The sequence below is a fragment of the Pseudomonas sp. MWU12-2037 genome, from assembly GCF_023242345.1.
Taxonomy (GTDB): Bacteria; Pseudomonadota; Gammaproteobacteria; order Pseudomonadales; family Pseudomonadaceae; genus Aquipseudomonas; species Aquipseudomonas gingeri_D.
This window is the reverse complement of the sequence record NZ_JALLIZ010000016.1, coordinates 17,394-33,875: the sequence shown is the minus strand read 5'-3', so window position 1 is coordinate 33,875 and position 16,482 is coordinate 17,394. Positions and strand designations below refer to the sequence as shown.

The 16,482-nt window shown below is 64.4% G+C and carries 16 protein-coding genes and 1 other RNA gene; 9 read left to right on the top strand and 8 right to left on the bottom strand.

Features of this window, described 5'->3' with window-relative positions; translation table 11 throughout:
• The 4 genes from M5B42_RS24075 to M5B42_RS24060 form a co-directional block, all read right to left on the bottom strand.
• Nucleotides 1-1,119 (bottom strand): ABC transporter permease, encoded by a 1,119-nt coding sequence (locus M5B42_RS24075; RefSeq protein ID WP_152736728.1) that lies wholly within the window; start codon nucleotides 1,117-1,119, stop codon nucleotides 1-3.
• Nucleotides 1,119-3,842, bottom strand: coding sequence for a ribosome-associated ATPase/putative transporter RbbA (rbbA, locus tag M5B42_RS24070; RefSeq protein WP_248747222.1), 2,724 nt, complete (start codon nucleotides 3,840-3,842; stop codon nucleotides 1,119-1,121). Before rbbA ends, M5B42_RS24075 begins: the two co-directional genes overlap by 1 nt.
• Nucleotides 3,839-4,804: a biotin/lipoyl-binding protein gene (locus M5B42_RS24065; RefSeq protein WP_152736730.1), complete on the bottom strand. Its 966-nt coding sequence runs from the start codon at nucleotides 4,802-4,804 to the stop codon at nucleotides 3,839-3,841. Before M5B42_RS24065 ends, rbbA begins: the two co-directional genes overlap by 4 nt.
• A gap of 242 nt (nucleotides 4,805-5,046) precedes the next feature.
• On the bottom strand, nucleotides 5,047-5,496 hold the full coding sequence (locus tag M5B42_RS24060; protein WP_248747221.1) for an EVE domain-containing protein: 450 nt from the start codon (nucleotides 5,494-5,496) through the stop codon (nucleotides 5,047-5,049).
• A 184-nt stretch (nucleotides 5,497-5,680) separates the two neighbouring features.
• Between M5B42_RS24060 and M5B42_RS24055 the strand changes: the two genes are divergently transcribed.
• Nucleotides 5,681-5,839, top strand: a complete 159-nt coding sequence (locus tag M5B42_RS24055; protein ID WP_177100903.1) for a hypothetical protein — start codon at nucleotides 5,681-5,683, stop codon at nucleotides 5,837-5,839.
• A gap of 33 nt (nucleotides 5,840-5,872) precedes the next feature.
• Here M5B42_RS24055 and M5B42_RS24050 read toward each other — a convergent pair whose 3' ends face one another.
• The 4 genes from M5B42_RS24050 to M5B42_RS24035 all read right to left on the bottom strand — a co-directional run bounded on the left by M5B42_RS24050 (nucleotide 5,873) and on the right by M5B42_RS24035 (nucleotide 7,298).
• Nucleotides 5,873-6,478, bottom strand: coding sequence for a 5-formyltetrahydrofolate cyclo-ligase (locus tag M5B42_RS24050; protein WP_103496096.1), 606 nt, complete (start codon nucleotides 6,476-6,478; stop codon nucleotides 5,873-5,875).
• An 86-nt stretch (nucleotides 6,479-6,564) separates the two neighbouring features.
• Nucleotides 6,565-6,743: non-coding RNA, 6S RNA (gene ssrS / locus M5B42_RS24045), on the bottom strand.
• 31 nt (nucleotides 6,744-6,774) lie between these two features.
• Nucleotides 6,775-7,092 carry a cell division protein ZapA gene (locus M5B42_RS24040; protein ID WP_103496097.1) on the bottom strand — a complete coding sequence of 106 codons (318 nt, stop codon included), beginning with the start codon at nucleotides 7,090-7,092 and terminating at the stop codon, nucleotides 6,775-6,777.
• Nucleotides 7,089-7,298 (bottom strand): TIGR02449 family protein, encoded by a 210-nt coding sequence (locus M5B42_RS24035; RefSeq protein WP_100942079.1) that lies wholly within the window; start codon nucleotides 7,296-7,298, stop codon nucleotides 7,089-7,091. Before M5B42_RS24035 ends, M5B42_RS24040 begins: the two co-directional genes overlap by 4 nt.
• A 145-nt stretch (nucleotides 7,299-7,443) precedes the next feature.
• Here M5B42_RS24035 and M5B42_RS24030 point away from each other — a divergent pair, with 145 nt between their 5' ends.
• The 8 genes from M5B42_RS24030 (at nucleotide 7,444) to gcvH (ending at nucleotide 16,469) form a co-directional block, all read left to right on the top strand.
• Complete coding sequence (locus M5B42_RS24030; RefSeq protein WP_152736733.1) at nucleotides 7,444-7,998, top strand: YecA family protein; 555 nt, start codon at nucleotides 7,444-7,446, stop codon at nucleotides 7,996-7,998.
• A 31-nt stretch (nucleotides 7,999-8,029) separates the two neighbouring features.
• Nucleotides 8,030-9,364: a Xaa-Pro aminopeptidase gene (gene pepP, locus M5B42_RS24025; protein WP_103496098.1), complete on the top strand. Its 1,335-nt coding sequence runs from the start codon at nucleotides 8,030-8,032 to the stop codon at nucleotides 9,362-9,364.
• Nucleotides 9,361-10,548: a 2-octaprenyl-6-methoxyphenyl hydroxylase gene (gene ubiH / locus M5B42_RS24020; protein WP_248747220.1), complete on the top strand. Its 1,188-nt coding sequence runs from the start codon at nucleotides 9,361-9,363 to the stop codon at nucleotides 10,546-10,548. Before pepP ends, ubiH begins: the two co-directional genes overlap by 4 nt.
• 157 nt (nucleotides 10,549-10,705) lie before the next feature.
• Nucleotides 10,706-11,923, top strand: coding sequence for a 2-octaprenyl-3-methyl-6-methoxy-1,4-benzoquinol hydroxylase (locus M5B42_RS24015; protein ID WP_248747267.1), 1,218 nt, complete (start codon nucleotides 10,706-10,708; stop codon nucleotides 11,921-11,923).
• Between the two features lie 108 nt (nucleotides 11,924-12,031).
• Nucleotides 12,032-13,033, top strand: coding sequence for an extracellular solute-binding protein (locus M5B42_RS24010; protein WP_248747219.1), 1,002 nt, complete (start codon nucleotides 12,032-12,034; stop codon nucleotides 13,031-13,033).
• 138 nt (nucleotides 13,034-13,171) lie between these two features.
• Nucleotides 13,172-14,788: an iron ABC transporter permease gene (locus M5B42_RS24005; RefSeq protein ID WP_248747218.1), complete on the top strand. Its 1,617-nt coding sequence runs from the start codon at nucleotides 13,172-13,174 to the stop codon at nucleotides 14,786-14,788.
• A 155-nt stretch (nucleotides 14,789-14,943) separates the two neighbouring features.
• Nucleotides 14,944-16,026, top strand: coding sequence for a glycine cleavage system aminomethyltransferase GcvT (gcvT, locus tag M5B42_RS24000; protein WP_103496103.1), 1,083 nt, complete (start codon nucleotides 14,944-14,946; stop codon nucleotides 16,024-16,026).
• A 59-nt stretch (nucleotides 16,027-16,085) separates the two neighbouring features.
• Nucleotides 16,086-16,469, top strand: coding sequence for a glycine cleavage system protein GcvH (gene gcvH, locus M5B42_RS23995; RefSeq protein ID WP_103496104.1), 384 nt, complete (start codon nucleotides 16,086-16,088; stop codon nucleotides 16,467-16,469).
• Nucleotides 16,470-16,482 lie beyond the last annotated feature (13 nt).

Genomic DNA, 16,482 nt, shown 5'->3' with positions numbered 1-16,482 from the left:
CTAGGACGCCAGGCTCCTGCGGAACCGCGCCAGGGCCACGCTGAAGAACACCAGGCCGATGCCCGCCAGCGCCAGCAGGTCGGGCCAGACCACGCTGACCCCGGCATCGCGGAACAGGATCGCCGACGCCAGGCTGACGAAGTGCGTCGACGGCGAGCCCTGCATCACCCATTGCAGCCAGGTCGGCATGCTGTCCAGCGGCGTGCTGCCGCCGGACAGCAGGAGCATGGGGATGATCACCGGGATCGCCAGCAGGCCGAACTGCGGAGTCGAGCGGGCCAGGGTCGCGAGGAAAATCCCCAGGGCCGTGCTGGCGAACAGATACAGCGCCGTCACCCCCAGGAACAGGCCCAACGAGCCGGCCAACGGCACGCCCAGCGCGCCCTTGACGATCACTTCCAGCGATACCCAGGTGCAGATCACCACCACCAGCAGGTTGCTCCAGATTTTCGCCAGCATGATTTCCAGGGCCGTGAGTGGCAGCACCAGCAGGTGATCCAGGGTGCCGTGCTCGCGTTCTCGCAGCAGTGCGGTGCCGGTGAGGATGATCGCCAGGATGGTGATGTTATTGACGATCTGGATCACCGCCAGGAACCAGCCGCCCTCCAGATTGGCGTTGAACAACGCCCGACTGGTCAGTAGCACCGGCGTCTGGCTCGCGGCGTCGGCCTGGCCGCCGTACTCGAGGAGTTCGCGCTGGAAGATCCGCCCGATATAGCCGGCACCCATGAATGCCTGGCTCATGGCGGTGGCGTCGACGTTGACCTGCACGGTGGGTGAGCGGCCGGCCAGCAGGTCGCTCTGGAAGTTGGCCGGGACATTGATCACGAAGGTGTACTGGCCGCTGTCCAGGGCCGCGTCCAGGCGGTCGTAGGCCAACGGCGCCGGGCGCTGGAATTCCGGCGGCTGCAGGGCATCGCCCAGTTTGCGCGACAGCGCGCTGCGGTCCTCGTCCACCAGGGCGACACTGGCGTTGTGCACGCCGATCACCGAGCCGGCCGCGGGCATGTAGATCGCCACGCTGAAGGCATAGAACAGGAACAGCAGCAGGACGCTGTCATGGCGCAGGCTGGTCAGTTCCTTGATGCCGAGGCGCAGGATATGGGCGAGCTTGTGCATCAGGCCTCCTGCTTCTTGAGCATGAGCAGGCTCAGGCCGGTAAAGGCGACGAAGAACCCGAACAACGCCAGGCACTGCGGCCATAGTTCGCGCAGGTCCAGGGCCTTGGTGAAGGTGCCGACGGCGATATCGAGAAAGTGCCCGGCGGGGAACAGCATGCCCATCAACGCGGCGCCGCCTTCCAGCGACGAGCGCGGCACGATCAATCCGGAAAACTGGATGGTCGGCAGGCTGGTGATGATCATGGTGCCGAGGATCGCGGCGATCTGGGTGCGGGTGAAGGCCGAGATCAGCAGGCCCATGCCGGTGGTTGCCAGCACATAGAGCATGCCGCCCAGGGCCAGGGTCAGGCCGCTGCCCTTGAAGGGCACGCCGAACAGCCAGCGGTTCATCGCCACCAGCAGGGCCAGGTTGATCAGGCTGACCACCAGATACGGCGCCTGCTTGCCCAGCAGGAACTCCAGGCGGGTCAGGGGCGTGGCATAGAAGTTGGTGATCGAACCGAGCTCCTTCTCCCGAACAATGCCCAGGGCGGTGAGCATCGCCGGGATAAAGGCCAGGATCAGCGCCATGACGCCGGGGCCGATGGCATTCACGCTGACCACGTCCTGATTGTAGCGAAAGCGGGTTTCCAGTCGGGCGGCGGGGCGGGCGTCGTAGGCCGGGCTGCTTTGCGCCGCCAGTTGCTCAAGGTTGGCCTGGTGCACGGCCTCGACATAGTTGCGGCTGGTTTCGGCGCGGAACGGCATGCCGCCGTCCAGCCAGGCGGCGACCGTGGGCTGGCGCCCGGCATACAGGTCGCGGCCGAAGCCCGGGGGGATCTCCAGCGCCAGCTTGATCTCCGAGCGTTGCAGGCGCTGGTGCAGTTGCGCGGCATCGCGGATCGGGGTTTTCTCTTCGAAGTAACGCGAGCCGCGGAAGGCTTCCAGGTAGGCCCGGCTTTGTGGCGTCTGGTCCTGGTCATAGACGGCGAAGGCAAGATTTTCCACGTCCAGGGAAATCCCGTAGCCGAAGATCACCATCATGAACAGCGATCCCAGCAGGGCGAAGGCCAGTCGCACCTTGTCGCGCAGCAGTTCCTTGCCTTCGCGGCTGGCCACGGCCAGCAAGCGTGCCGGACTGAAACCGGTCTTGTTCGGTGCCAGGCCGGACGACGGCAGCGCTGTGTCACCGCTGGCGGCCTGCGGTTCCGGCGAACTGCCCTGCGCCTGCTCCAGGCAGCGGACAAAGGCGGCCTCCAGGGTGTCGCCGTGAAACTGCCGTTGCAGGGCGTCCGGGGTATCGCAGGCGAGCACCTGGCCGGCATGCATCAAGGAAATGCGGTCGCAGCGCTGGGCTTCGTTCATGAAGTGGGTGGAGAGAAAGATTGTCACCCCCTGTTCCCGGGACAGCTCGATCAGCAGGCGCCAGAAATCGTCCCGTGCCGCCGGATCGACCCCGGAGGTGGGTTCGTCGAGGATCAGCACTTCCGGGCGATGCAGTACCGCCACCGCCAGCGACAGGCGTTGGCGCAGGCCCAGGGGCAGGGCGCCGGACGGCTGGTCGGCGATCTCGCCAAGGTTGAAGCGCCGGATCAGTTCCTCGATCCGGGTCGCGCTGTCGGCCTTGGGCAGGTCGAACAGGCGCGCGTGCAATTCAAGGTTCTGCCGCGTACTGAGTTCGCCGTACAGCGAGAAACTCTGGGACATGAAGCCGACCCGCTTGCGGGTCGCCAGGTCCGCGGCGTCCACCGGTTTGCCGAGCAGCGTGGCACTGCCTTCGCTGGCGGGCATCAGGCCGGTGAGGACCTTCATCGTGGTGGTCTTGCCGCAGCCGTTGGAACCGAGAAAACCGAAGATCTCGCCGCGACCGATGGCGAAGCTGACCTTGTTCACCGCCGTGAAGTCGCCGAAGCGCAAGGTCAGTTCGTGGGCTTCGATGGCGATATCGGTCTGGCCGGCGTCCCGGGGCGGGATCACCAGGGGCTGGTTGTCGTGGCCGCTGTCGCCCTGGAAATGGGTGAATGCGTCGTCGAGCTTGCCGCTCGCGGTGCTGGCGGCCAGTTCCTGGCTCAGGCCGGCGGCGATCAGGCGGCCACGGTCGAGCATCAGGCAGTGCTCGAACTGTTCGGCCTCCTCCATATAGGCGGTGGCCACCAGCAGCGTCAACTGCGGGCGCTGGCGGCGGAATTCATCCACCAGTTCCCAGAAACGCCGCCGCGACAGCGGGTCGACGCCGGTGGTGGGCTCGTCGAGGATCAGCAGGTCGGGGTCGTGGATCAGCGCACAGCACAGGCCGAGCTTCTGCTTCATGCCGCCGGAGAGTTTGCCGGCCGGCCGCTCGCTGAAGTGCTCAAGGTCGGTGGCGCGCAGCAGGCTGTGCATGCGCAGATCGCACTCGGCCTTGCCCAGCCCGAACAGCGTGGCGAAGAAACGGATGTTTTCGCTGATCGACAAGTCGGGGTAAAGGTTGCCTCCCAGGCCCTGGGGCATGAAGGCGATGCGCGGGTACAGGCTGCTGCGGTGGCGGCGCTCGTCGATGGCCCCGCCGAGCACCTGCAACTGGCCTTGCTGGAGTTTCTTGACCCCGGCGATCAGTCCCAGCAGGCTCGATTTCCCGGCGCCGTCCGGGCCGATCAGGCCGCAGCGGGTACCGGCGGGCAGGCTGAAGGCGATGTCGATCAGGGCCTGCTGATCGCCGTAGCGATGCTGGATGCCACTGGCTTGCAGCGCCAGGTCGCTCATTTCAGGTTGGCCGGCCAGTCCACGGGACTTGTGCGCACGTAACCGGCGCCGGGCATGCCGGGCTTGGCCTGGGGCACGGCGGCGGGTTCGGTCAGGCGCAGTTTGACCCGGAACACCAGTTTCTGCCGTTCGTCGCGGGTTTCCACTTCCTTGGGGGTGAACTGCGACTTGGCGGCGACGAAGGCGACTTTCGCCGGCAGGGGATGTTCGGGCAGGGCGTCGAGCAGGATCCGCGCGTCGTCGCCCTGGGTCAGGCGGCCGACCACGGAGGCGGGCAGGTAGAGGTTCATGTACTGGTCGTTGGGGTCGATCAGCAGCAGCACCCGGCCGCCGGCGCCGAGGACTTCTCCGGGTTCGGCCAGGCGCAGCTGGATAATGCCGTCGAGGGGCGCACGCAGGCTGCTGTCATCGATTTCGCTGGTCAACTGGGCGACCTGGGCCTGGGCCGCGCCGATGGCGGCGTTGGTGGCCGAGACCTGGGCCTTGGCGGCGGTCAGCGCGGCGGTGCTGGTGTCGTAGCGGGCCTGTTGCTGGTCGATCACCTGGCCGCTGGCGAAACCACGCTGGGACAGTTCGCGAAAGCGCTTGAGCTCCTGGCCGGCCAGCAACAGTTCGCTTTGGCGCAGTTGCACGTTGGCCTGGTTGGCGGCGAGGTTCTCGCGGGCGCGCAGCACTTCGGCTTCGGCCTGGTTGCGCTGGGCTTCGAGGGTGCGGGTGTCGAGGCGGGCGAGCAGTTGGCCCCGGGTGACCTTGTCGCCTTCGTTGACCAGCACTTCGGCCAGCCGGCCCGGGGTTTTGCTGGCGATCTGCACTTCGGTGGCTTCAAGGCGGCCGTTGCCCATGCCGAGGCCTTCGGGCAGGCGGTCGTGAAGGGACTTCCAGTAGCCGAAGCCACCAGCGGCGGCCAGCAGCACGAGCAGGGCACCGGCGAAAAGACGGGAACTGTGTTGATTCATCGACATTACGGCATCCTGCGTCAGTAGCGTCCAATTTTGACCGGATACGCGGCGAAACGCGTTGATATTGGTCAAATGAGCGGCAAGCCTAACCTGAATCGGGTGGGGGATGCATGGTCGGATGATGTGTTGTCAGTGCGGGCCTCTTCGCGGGCAAGCCCTGCTCCTACAGTCCTGCGTCGTTCAGCCCACTTGTGTACGACACAATACTGTAGGAGCAGGGCTTGCCCGCGAAGAGGCCGGTAGCTTCAGCGCAAAGCCAGAACCGCTGCCCACTGTTCAGCTGTGACCGGCATCACCGATAATCGGCTGCCTTTCTGCACCAGCGGCATCTCCGCCAGCTCGGCCTGCTGCTTCAGATAGCCGAGCCCCAGCACCTTGCCAAAGGTCTCCACATGGGCCACCTGCAACGCGCTCCAGGGATTCTTCTCGGCACTGGCCTTGGGGTCGTGATACGGACTCTCCGTGTCCAGCGCCGTCGGGTCCGGATAGGCCGCCGCGACGATCCGACCAATCCCGGCAATCCCCGGCTCCGGGCAGCTGGAGTGATAGAAGAAAAACTCATCACCGGCGGCCATCGCCCGCAGGAAATTGCGCGCCTGGTAATTGCGCACGCCATCCCAGCGTGTCTCGCCGAGCTTGGCCAGGCCTTCGATGGACAGTTCGTCGGGCTCGGATTTCATCAGCCAATAGGCCATGGTTTTGCTCCTTGGGCAATTTGTCGGGCAATTTCGGGCACTAACCGACGGTCGGTTGACGCCAGTGTTTGCGTAGTGCTTCACGTTATCGCAAAATGCCGGGATTTTAAGCTTGACGCTGCTGCACGGCCTATAACGAAAACCGTTGCTGTCATCGTGGATCATTTGCCTAGGGGGGCAATCGATGAAACGCAAACCGGATTTACTATGGATTTTGGTGATTTTGTTCGGTTTGGGCGTGGTCACTACGGGCTATGCCCAGGGCCTCTGGTCCGGCAAGAAAGACGTGCCGGTGGAAATCGTCCAGAAGCTGCCTCAGCAGTCGACTCTGTTCAAGCGCTGATCCCGGCGGTTCTTGCCGGATCCAGCCGATTCTTTATTGCGCGAAATACCAAGCGCGGTCGGTGACCGTGCCCTGTAACGGCACATCCCAGCTGGCCTGATTCAACTTCGCGACTTTCTGGCATTCATGGGCCAGCCCCAGCAGCGTCGGCTTGCGCCAGCTTTGACGGCGGGCCAGGTACGCCAGGCTGCGGTCATAGAAACCGCCGCCCATCCCCAGTCGTCCGCCCTCCACATCGAAACCCACCAGTGGCAGCAGCACCAGGTCCAGCGTCCAGACCTTGCGTTGCGCGGCCAGCTTGACCCTTGGCTCAAGGATGCGAAAACGATTGGGTTGCAGCTTCTCCCCCGGACGAATGCGCTGGAACACCATCCGCGTGCGCGGCCAGGCGCTCAGCACCGGCAGATAGGTGCGTTTGCCGCGTCGTTGAGCTTCACGCAGCAGCAGGCGCGGATCGATCTCGCCGTCGGTGGGCAGGTACAGGGAAATATGGCGGGCGCGGCGAAACAGCGGGTGTTGCGCCAATTGTCGATACAGGCCGCGGGCCGCCTGGCGTTGCTCGCTGGCGCTAAGCGCGCGGCGGGCCTTGCGCAGCAGTCGTCGAAGTTGCGGGCGGGAAGGCGGCGCAGGTTCGGTCATGGCATCGGGCTTGGGCAATCGAGTGGCCAGGACGGCAACTCGTTAACACCAATGCCGGCAGTGAAAGCCGGCACTGGGTTGAAATCAGGCTCCCCGACGTACCGCTGTCGGCTTAGCCCTTGAACCCGAGAGTTCAAGGTGGAAGTTGCAGGAGGCCTTAAGGCTTTCCGTCCAGCGGACATGCGCACCGGCCCCAACGTGCAACTCCCGTGGTTTTGCGAATCGGCTCAGGGACATCACCAACTGGCAAGCACTCCAGGGAGTGGCATCAGTATACCCGAAACTCGCTGTAGGAATCAGCCTTTGCTGTTATCCGGATCAGTGGACAGCGCCAAATCGACACGTTCGAGCAGATCACGCACCTGTTCGCGGGTCGAGCCGCTGGCCTGCACATCCGGGCGTTCCTGGCGGTGCAGCAGGTCGTGGGTAATGTTCAGCGCGGCCATCACGGCGATGCGATCGGCACCGACGACTTTGCCGCTGCTGCGGATCTCGCGCATCTTGCCGTCCAGGTAGCGAGCGGCACTGACCAGGTTGCTGCGTTCTTCCTGCGGGCAGATGATCGAATATTCTTTATCGAGGATCTGCACGGTCACGTTATTGCTTGAACTCATGAGTCTTGCTCCAGGGCTTTGAGGCGCGAAATCATGGATTCGACCTTACGCCGGGCGATTTCGTTTTTTTCAATGAGGGTTGCGCGCTCCTCGCGCCAGGTCTTTTCCTGAGCTAGTAAGAGTCCATTTTGGCTTTTTAGTTGCTCGACCCGGGTAATCAACAGTTCGAGTCTGGCCATCAGCGCGTGCAGGTCGGTGTCTTCCATCGGGTATCCACTGAATATGACTGATGAGCGGTAGTAATCACAGCGCGGAGCAAACGTTTGGACGGCCGATGGTCTGGCTCGTGCGCGAATGCTAGGATACAAGGCCTTCATTCTAGACATTGCGCCGCTTGGCGCCTAGCCGCCCATGCCCATTCAGAATTCCCCGTATAACGCCTTTGCCACCCTGCTGAGCACCAGCGGTCATCCTGTCTCGCCCGCCGAACTTCACGGCCTGTTGCTCGGCCGCAGTTGCGCCGGTGCCGGCTTCGAAGCTGACAGTTGGCTGGTGGACGCCGCCGAGCTGCTCGAAGGCGAACCGCAAGACAACGTGCGCAACGCCCTGATCGGCCTGCAAGAGATGGTCAAGGGCGAGCTTACCAGCGATGACATGACCGTTGTCCTGCTGCTGCCCACCGACGATGCGCCCCTGACCGAGCGCGCGATTGCGCTGGGCCAGTGGTGCCAGGGTTTCCTCGCCGGTTTCGGCCTGACCTACCGCGCCAATGCCCTGAGCGCCGAGGCCACCGAGGTGCTCCAGGACCTGGCGGCCATCGCCCAGGTGCAGGAAGCCCTGGAAGAGTCCGACGACGGTGAAAGCGACTATATGGAAGTCATGGAATACCTGCGGGTCGCGCCGCTGCTGCTGTTCACCGAAATCAACAAACCGGCTGAACCGGCTGCCAAGCCTTCTCTGCACTAAGAAGCCTTCAGACAGGGAGCTCCATCTGCCCATGATCCATATCCCGAAAGCGGAATACGCCCGGCGCCGCAAGGCCCTGATGGCGCGGATGGAACCCAACAGCATCGCGATCCTGCCGGCCGCCGCCGTGGCGATCCGCAATCGTGATGTCGAGCATGTCTATCGCCAGGACAGCGATTTCCAGTACCTGAGCGGCTTTCCCGAGCCCCAGGCGGTGATCGTGCTGATCCCCGGCCGGCCCCACGGCGAGTACCTGCTGTTCTGTCGTGAGCGCAATGTCGAGCGCGAGCTCTGGGACGGCCTGCGCGCCGGCCAGGAGGGCGCGATCCGCGACTTCGGTGCCGACGACGCGTTCCCGATCAACGATATCGACGACATTCTCCCGGGCCTGATCGAAGGGCGCGACCGGGTCTATTCGGCCATGGGCAGCAACCCGGAGTTCGACCGGCACCTGATGGAGTGGATCAACGTGATCCGTTCCAAGGCCCACCTCGGTGCGCAACCGCCGAACGAATTCGTTGCCCTGGATCATCTGCTGCACGACATGCGCCTGTATAAATCGGCGGCGGAAGTGAAAGTGATGCGCGAGGCCGCGGCGATTTCCTGCCGTGCCCATGTGCGGGCGATGCAAGCCAGCCGCGCCGGATTGCATGAATTCAGCCTGGAGGCGGAGCTGGACTACGAGTTCCGCAGGGGCGGGGCGAAGATGCCGGCCTACGGTTCCATTGTCGCGACCGGGCGCAACAGCTGCATCCTGCACTATCAGCAGAATGACGCAGTGCTCAAGGACGGCGACCTGGTGTTGATCGACGCCGGTTGCGAGATCGATTGCTACGCCAGCGATATCACCCGTACCTGGCCGGTCAACGGGCGATTTTCGCCGGAGCAGAAGGCGATCTACGAACTGGTGCTGGCGTCCCAGGAAGCGGCTTTTGCCGAGATCGCGCCGAACAAGCATTGGAACCAGGCCCACGAGGCGACGGTGCAGGTGATTACCGCCGGGCTGGTGGAACTGGGGTTGCTGCAGGGCGATGTCGACGAGTTGATCGCCAGCGAAGCCTACAAGGCTTTCTACATGCACCGTGCCGGCCATTGGCTGGGGATGGATGTGCATGATGTCGGCGACTACAAGGTCGGCGATCAATGGCGCGTGCTGGAGGTCGGCATGGCGCTGACCGTGGAGCCGGGGATCTATATTTCCCCGGACAACCAGAACGTGGCGAAGAAATGGCGAGGCATTGGCGTGCGCATTGAGGACGATGTAGTGGTGACCAGACAAGGCTGTGAGATTCTCACCGGCGGCGTGCCCAAGACCGTGGCCGAGATCGAGGCGCTGATGGCGGCTGCCCGGATCCAGGCGGCATGAGTCGGGTCAATCTGGCGATCATCGGCGGTGGCCTGGTCGGTGCCAGCCTGGCGTTGGCCTTGCAGGCCGGGGCCAAGGCCCGGGGCTGGAAGATTACCCTGATCGAACCGTTCGCCCCCGGCGACAGTTATCAACCCAGCTACGACGCGCGTTCTTCGGCGCTGTCCTTCGGCGCCCGGCAGATCTATCAGCGCCTGGGTGTGTGGCAGTCGATCAGCCCGCGCGCCGAGCCGATCAAGCAGATTCATGTGTCCGACCGCGGGCGTTTCTCCACTGCGCGGCTGTCCGCCATGGAGGAGGGCGTGCCGGCCCTGGGTTATGTGGTGGAAAACGCCTGGCTGGGGCAATGCCTGTGGCAGGCCCTGGACCAGGACGTGATCAGTTGGCGCTGTCCGGCCGAGGTCACCCACCTGCAACCGCTGGAAGATGGCTATCGCCTGACCCTGGGGGATGAAACCCAGCTGGACTGCGACCTGGCGATCCTGGCCGACGGTGGCCGTTCCGGGTTGCGCGAGCAGTTGGGGATCGGCGTGCGCAAGCGGCCTTATCACCAGAGTGCGCTGATCGCCAATATCACCCCCAGCGAAGCCCATAACGGCATGGCCTTCGAGCGCTTTACCGACGAGGGGCCGATGGCCCTGCTACCGTTGCCGGAGAATCGTTGTGCGCTGGTCTGGACCCGTCTCGGGATGGATGCCCAGCGTCTGGCCGCACTGGACGAACGCAGTTTCCTCGCCGAGTTGCAGGGGGTGTTCGGCTATCGCCTGGGCACCTTGCGCCAGGTCGGCGCGCGGCACCTGTACCCGCTGAGCCTGGTGGAAGCCGAAGAACAGGTGCGTGCGCATCTGGTGGTGCTGGGCAACGCCGCCCATAGCTTGCATCCGATTGCCGGGCAGGGCTTCAACCTGTCCCTGCGCGATGCCCAGGCCCTGGCCGAGGCCTTGCTGGCGAGCACGGCACCCTTGGGCGACCTGAGCACCTTGCAGGCCTATCAGGAGCGCCAGCGCCTGGATCAACAGCTCACCGTGGGCTTCTCCGATCAGGTCACCCGCCTGTTCGGCAATGCCCAGCCGCTGGTGGCCCTGGGGCGCAATATCGGCCTGTTGGGCCTGGACCTGCTGCCGCCGGCCAAACGCTGGTTCGCCCGGCAGGCGATGGGCCTGGGTACCCGTTCCGATGTCTAGGACGTTGCCGGGCCTGGAATGCGCCCGTATCCACACCTCGAACCCTGTAGGAGCGGGGCTTGCCCGCGAAGCTTTAGGCGGCCTCAAGGCCCTCTTCGCGGGCAAGCCCTGCTCCTACAAGGTCCGCATAACCTTCACTAAGGCTTAAAGCATGGAAATGCGCGCAGATGTGCTGATTGTCGGGGCCGGAATGGTCGGAAGTGCCCTGGCCCTGGCGTTGAAAGACAGCGGGCTGGAAGTTCTCCTGCTCGACGGCAGCCCCCTGAGCGTCAAGCCGTTCGACCCGCAGGCGGCCTTCGAGCCGCGGGTCAGCGCGCTGTCCGCCGCCAGCCAGCGGATTCTCGAGCGCCTTGGCGTATGGGACGGGATCAGCGCCCGGCGGGCCAGCCCGTACCGCGACATGCAGGTCTGGGACGGCAGCGGCACCGGGCAGATTCACTTCTCGGCGGCCAGCGTGCATGCCGAGGTGCTCGGGCATATCGTCGAGAACCGGGTAGTCCAGGATGCCTTGCTCGAGCGTTTGCATGACTGCGACATGGGCCTGCTGGCCAATGCACGCCTGGAGCAGATGCGCCGCTCCGGCGACGACTGGCTGCTGACCCTGGCCGATGGTCGCAAGCTGCGCGCACCTTTGGTGATCGCCGCCGACGGGGCCAATTCGGCGGTGCGCCGCCTGGCCGGCTGTGCCACCCGCGAGTGGGACTACCTGCACCATGCGATCGTGACCAGCGTGCGCAGCTCGCAACCGCACCAGATGACCGCCTGGCAGCGTTTTACCGATGACGGTCCGCTGGCATTTTTGCCCCTGGAGCGTGATGGGCAGCAGGACTGGTGCTCGATCGTCTGGTCGACCACGCCGGAGCAGGCGCAGCGCCTGATGCTGCTGGAAGAGGAGGCCTTCTGCCGGGAGCTGGAGCGGGCCTTCGAAGGTCGGCTGGGGACCGTGCTGTCGGCGGACTCACGGCTCTGTGTGCCGCTGCGTCAACGCCACGCCAAACGTTATGTGGCCGAAGGGCTGGCGCTGATCGGCGATGCCGCGCACACCATTCACCCGCTGGCTGGCCAGGGTGTGAACCTGGGCTTTCTTGATGCGGCGGTGCTGGCTGAAGAACTGCTGCATGCGTGCGAACGTGGCGAGCGGCTGGCGGATGTGCGGGTGCTCAGCCGTTTCGAGCGGCGGCGCATGCCCCACAACCTGGGGTTGATGGCAGCGATGGAAGGTTTCGAGCGGCTGTTCCAGGCGGACTCGCTGGCACTGCGCTGGCTGCGTAACACCGGGTTGAAAAGCGTCGAGCAGATGCCCGAGGCCAAGGCGCTGTTCGTGCGCCAGGCGCTGGGGCTGACGGGCGACCTGCCGGAGCTGGCCAGGGCCTGACGGGCCTCGTGCAACATCTGGTAACTCCTCCGTCCCCGGTTAGGTTTGAGAAGCGAAATGTGAGTCACTATCATTTCGCGCTCATTTCGAAATCGAGAGACCGCTCCCATGTTGGCACCGAAGCGTCTACTGACTGCCCTGGCCCTTTCCCTCATGGCCGGCACTGCCCACGCCGCCGACGAAGTGGTGGTCTACTCCTCGCGCATCGACGAACTGATCAAGCCGGTCTTTGACGCCTACACCGCCAAGACCGGGGTCAAGATCAAGTTCATCACTGATAAGGAAGCGCCGCTGATGCAGCGGATCAAGGCCGAAGGCGAAAACGCCAGCGCCGACCTGCTGCTCACCGTCGATGCCGGCAACCTCTGGCAGGCGGAAAAGATGGGCATCCTGCAGCCCTTCACATCCAAGGTGATCGACGCCAATATTCCGCTGCAATACCGTTCGTCCGCCCATGCGTGGACCGGCCTGAGCCTGCGTGCGCGGACCCTGGCGTATTCCACCGAACGGGTGAAACCTTCCGACTTGGGCACCTACGAAGCCCTCGCCGACAAGCAGTGGGAAGGCCGCCTGTGCCTGCGCACGGCGAAGAAGGTCTACAACCAGTCGCTGACCGCCACGCTGATCGAGGTCCATGGTGCCGAGAAGACCGAGCAGATTCTCAAGGGCTGGGTCGGCAACCTGTCCACCGATGTGTTTTCCGATGACATCGCCGTGCTGGAGGCGATCAATGCCGGGCAGTGCGACGTCGGGATCGTCAACACCTACTACTACGGTCGCCTGCACAAGCAGAACCCGAACCTGGCGGTCAAACTGTTCTGGCCGAACCAGGGCGACCGCGGCGTGCACGTGAACCTCTCGGGCATCGGCCTGACCCGGCACGCGCCCCATCCGGAAGCGGCCAAGGCGCTGGTGGAGTGGATGACCACCCCCGAGGCGCAGCGCATCTTTGCCGACGTGAACCAGGAGTTTCCGGCCAACCCGGCGGTGCCGCCGTCGGCGGAAGTGGCGAGCTGGGGCAAGTTCGTGCCCGATACCTTGCCCGTCGAGATTGCCGGCAAGCGCCAGGCCGAGGCGATCCGCCTTATGGACAGGGCTGGCTGGAACTGACTGGGTAGTACAAACCCTGTGGGAGCGGAGCTTGCCCGCGAAGCTTTTGGCGGCCTATAGGGCCTCTTCGCGGGCAAGCTCCGCTCCCACAAAGAGCATCCAGTCTGTCCCTTTGCGTAGCCTTTACCGAGAACTTCCTTGGCCCATCCCGTCCAACGCCGCTGGTACCTTCCGGTATTTGCTGTCGCCGCCCTGGTACTGCTGCCGCTGAGCGTGCTGCTGTTGTCGTGGCAGTCGATCGACCTGCAGATCTGGTCCCACCTCTGGGACACCCAGTTGCCGCGTCTGCTGGGCAACACCCTGACCCTGGTGCTGGGCGTCGGGCTCGGTGTCACCTTGCTCGGCGTCAGCCTGGCCTGGCTCACCAGCCTCTGCGAGTTCCCTGGCCGGCGCTGGCTGGACTGGGCGCTGATGCTGCCGTTCGCCATCCCGGCCTATGTGCTGGCGTTTGTCTTTGTCGGCCTGCTGGATTTCTCCGGCCCGCTGCAGAGCTTGTTGCGCGAGTGGTTCGGCAGCGGCCTGCGCCTGCCCCGGGTGCGCTCCACCGGCGGGGTGATCCTGGTCCTGGTGCTGGTTTTCTACCCCTACGTCTACCTGCTCGCGCGCACCGCCTTCATGGCCCAGGGCAAGGGCCTGATGGAAGCCGCCCGGGTGCTCGGGCAATCGCCCTGGCAGGCGTTCTGGCGGGTGGCGTTGCCCATGGCGCGTCCGGCCATCGGTGCCGGCGTGGCCCTGGCACTGATGGAAACCCTGGCGGATTTCGGTGCCGTCGCGGTGTTCAACTTCGACACCTTCACCACCGCCATCTACAAGACCTGGTACGGCTTCTTCAGCCTCTCCAGCGCCGCGCAGTTGGCCAGTCTGCTACTGCTGGCGGTGATGCTGGTGCTCTACGGCGAACGTCGCGCCCGTGGCGCCGTACGCAGCGGCAATGAACGCCCGCGGGCCCAGCCGCTCTATCATCTGCACGGGTTCAAGGCACTGGCGGCCAGCGCCTGGTGCCTGCTGGTATTTGCCTGCGCCTTTGTCATCCCGCTGCTGCAACTGCTGGTCTGGTTCTGGCAGCGCGGTCGCTTCGATCTCGATGAGCGCTACACCGGCTTGATCCTGCACACCCTTTACCTGGGCGTCATGGCGGCCCTGATCACCGTCGGCGTGGCCTTGCTGCTGGCCTTTGCCCGGCGCCAGGCGCCGACCCGGCTGATCCGCTCCGGGGTCAGCCTGGCCAACCTCGGCTACGCGCTGCCGGGCTCGGTGCTGGCGGTCTCGATCATGCTCGCCTTCAGCTATCTGGACCGGGTGCTGGTGATCCCGCTGTCGGGCTGGTTGGGCGGGTCGGGCAAGCCGTTGCTGCTGGGCAGCCTGTCGGCCCTGCTGCTGGCCTACCTGGTGCGCTTTATCGCCGTGGCCCATGGTCCCTTGGAAAACAGCCTGGCCCGTATCCGACCGTCCTTGCCCGAAGCGGCGCGTAGCCTTGGGGTCAGTGGGCCAGTACTTTTTTGCAAAGTGTATCTGCCGTTATTGCTGCCCGGCGCCTTGAGCGCGGCGCTGCTGGTGTTCGTCGATGTGCTCAAGGAAATGCCCGCGACCCTGCTGATGCGCCCGTTTGGCTGGGGCACGCTGGCGGTGCGGATCTTTGAAATGACCAGCGAGGGGGAGTGGGCGCGGGCCTCGCTGCCGGCCTTGACCCTGGTGCTGGTCGGCCTGTTGCCGGTGATCGGCTTGATTCGTCGCTCGGCGCATCGAATCGGCTAGGTGTCATGGCTCCCCCTTGCGGCTACAATGCGCGGCATTCGGTGCGGTCCGTCTGACAGACCGGGTACGAAACAGGACTCAAGGCCCCATCGATAAAGGGCTCAAGCCGGTTTCCCACCCGTCCGCGCCTTCGCCACGCCCGGAAGGAGAAACCCATGGGACAGCGTACGCCTCTCTATGACCTGCACCTCGCCCTCGGCGCGAAGATGGTCGATTTTGGCGGTTGGGATATGCCACTGCATTACGGCTCGCAGGTCGAGGAGCACCATCAGGTGCGACGTGACTGCGGTGTGTTCGATGTCTCGCACATGACCGTGATCGATATCACCGGCAGCCAGGCCAAGGCTTGGCTGCGCCATCTGCTGGCCAACGATGTCGAGCGTCTCGACGGCCTCGGTCGCGCCTTGTACAGCGCGATGCTCAATGAGCACGGTGGGGTGGTCGACGACATGATCGTCTATCGCACCGAGAGCGGTTACCGCCTGGTGGTCAATGCCGCGACCCGTGATCAGGACATGGCCTGGATGCAGGCCCGGCTCGGCGGCTATGACGTGCAACTGCACGAGCGCCCGGAGCTGGCGATGCTGGCGATCCAGGGGCCACAGGCCCGGCACAAGATCGCCGAACTGGTGAGCCAGTCCCGCGGCCAACTGATCCAGCAACTCAAGCCCTTCGAAGGTCGCAGTGACGGCGACTGGTTTATTGCCCGCACCGGCTACACCGGGGAAGACGGTCTGGAGATCATCCTGCCGGCCGACCAGGCCCCCGGCTTTTTCAACGATCTGGTGGGCGCGGGTATCTCGCCCATCGGTCTGGGCGCCCGGGATACCTTGCGCCTGGAAGCCGGCATGAACCTGTACGGCCAGGATATTCACCAGGACGTTTCGCCGCTGGCGGCCAATATGGCCTGGACCATTGCCTGGGAACCGGCTGATCGCGACTTTATCGGGCGTGGCGCCCTGGAGGCGGAAAAAACCGCCGGCGCCAAGCTCAAGCTGGTCGGCCTGGTGCTGGAAGAGCGCGGCGTTCTGCGGGCTCACCAGGTGGTTCGGATCGCCGAGATTGGCGAAGGAGAGATCACCAGTGGTAGTTTCTCTCCTACGCTAAGCAAGTCGATTGCGCTGGCGCGTGTTCCCGCCGCCACGGCTGATCGCGCTGAAGTTGAAATTCGCGGCAAATGGTACCCGGTTCGCGTGGTAAGGCCGACGTTCGTGCGTCATGGTAAAACCCTGATCTGAATTTTCCGGCGGGCCCTCAATCGCTCCGCCACTGATACTTAAATGTGAGGACACTGAATATGAGCGATATCCCTGCTGATCTGCGTTTTGCCGAAAGCCACGAGTGGGCCCGCCTGGAAGCTGACGGTAGCGTCACCGTCGGCATCAGCGACCATGCTCAGGAAGCCTTGGGGGATGTGGTGTTCGTGGAACTGACTGAAGTCGGTACCGTGTTCGCCGCCGGCGAGGCTGCCGGTGTGGTGGAGTCGGTGAAGGCGGCTTCGGATATCTATTCGCCAGTGTCGGGCGAAGTGATTGCGGTCAACGAAGCGTTGTCCGGCGAGCCTGAGCTGCTGAACTCCGATCCGCACGGCGCGTGGATCTTCAAGCTCAAGCCGAGCAATGTGGCGGAGCTGGAGAAGTTGCTGGATGCGGCGGGTTACAAGAAGGCTATCGGCGAGTAATTCGTCAGGTTGA

What these genes read in the sequence shown, in the direction of transcription:
- M5B42_RS24075 (WP_152736728.1), bottom strand. Translation starts at nt 1,119, where the DNA reads ATGCACAAGCTCGCCCATATCCTGCGCCTCGGCATCAAGGAACTGACC.
- rbbA (WP_248747222.1), bottom strand. Translation starts at nt 3,842, where the DNA reads ATGAGCGACCTGGCGCTGCAAGCCAGTGGCATCCAGCATCGCTACGGC.
- M5B42_RS24065 (WP_152736730.1), bottom strand. Translation starts at nt 4,804, where the DNA reads ATGTCGATGAATCAACACAGTTCCCGTCTTTTCGCCGGTGCCCTGCTC.
- M5B42_RS24060 (WP_248747221.1), bottom strand. Translation starts at nt 5,496, where the DNA reads ATGGCCTATTGGCTGATGAAATCCGAGCCCGACGAACTGTCCATCGAA.
- M5B42_RS24055 (WP_177100903.1), top strand. Translation starts at nt 5,681, where the DNA reads ATGAAACGCAAACCGGATTTACTATGGATTTTGGTGATTTTGTTCGGT.
- M5B42_RS24050 (WP_103496096.1), bottom strand. Translation starts at nt 6,478, where the DNA reads ATGACCGAACCTGCGCCGCCTTCCCGCCCGCAACTTCGACGACTGCTG.
- M5B42_RS24040 (WP_103496097.1), bottom strand. Translation starts at nt 7,092, where the DNA reads ATGAGTTCAAGCAATAACGTGACCGTGCAGATCCTCGATAAAGAATAT.
- M5B42_RS24035 (WP_100942079.1), bottom strand. Translation starts at nt 7,298, where the DNA reads ATGGAAGACACCGACCTGCACGCGCTGATGGCCAGACTCGAACTGTTG.
- M5B42_RS24030 (WP_152736733.1), top strand. Translation starts at nt 7,444, where the DNA reads ATGCCCATTCAGAATTCCCCGTATAACGCCTTTGCCACCCTGCTGAGC.
- pepP (WP_103496098.1), top strand. Translation starts at nt 8,030, where the DNA reads ATGATCCATATCCCGAAAGCGGAATACGCCCGGCGCCGCAAGGCCCTG.
- ubiH (WP_248747220.1), top strand. Translation starts at nt 9,361, where the DNA reads ATGAGTCGGGTCAATCTGGCGATCATCGGCGGTGGCCTGGTCGGTGCC.
- M5B42_RS24015 (WP_248747267.1), top strand. Translation starts at nt 10,706, where the DNA reads ATGCGCGCAGATGTGCTGATTGTCGGGGCCGGAATGGTCGGAAGTGCC.
- M5B42_RS24010 (WP_248747219.1), top strand. Translation starts at nt 12,032, where the DNA reads ATGTTGGCACCGAAGCGTCTACTGACTGCCCTGGCCCTTTCCCTCATG.
- gcvT (WP_103496103.1), top strand. Translation starts at nt 14,944, where the DNA reads ATGGGACAGCGTACGCCTCTCTATGACCTGCACCTCGCCCTCGGCGCG.
- gcvH (WP_103496104.1), top strand. Translation starts at nt 16,086, where the DNA reads ATGAGCGATATCCCTGCTGATCTGCGTTTTGCCGAAAGCCACGAGTGG.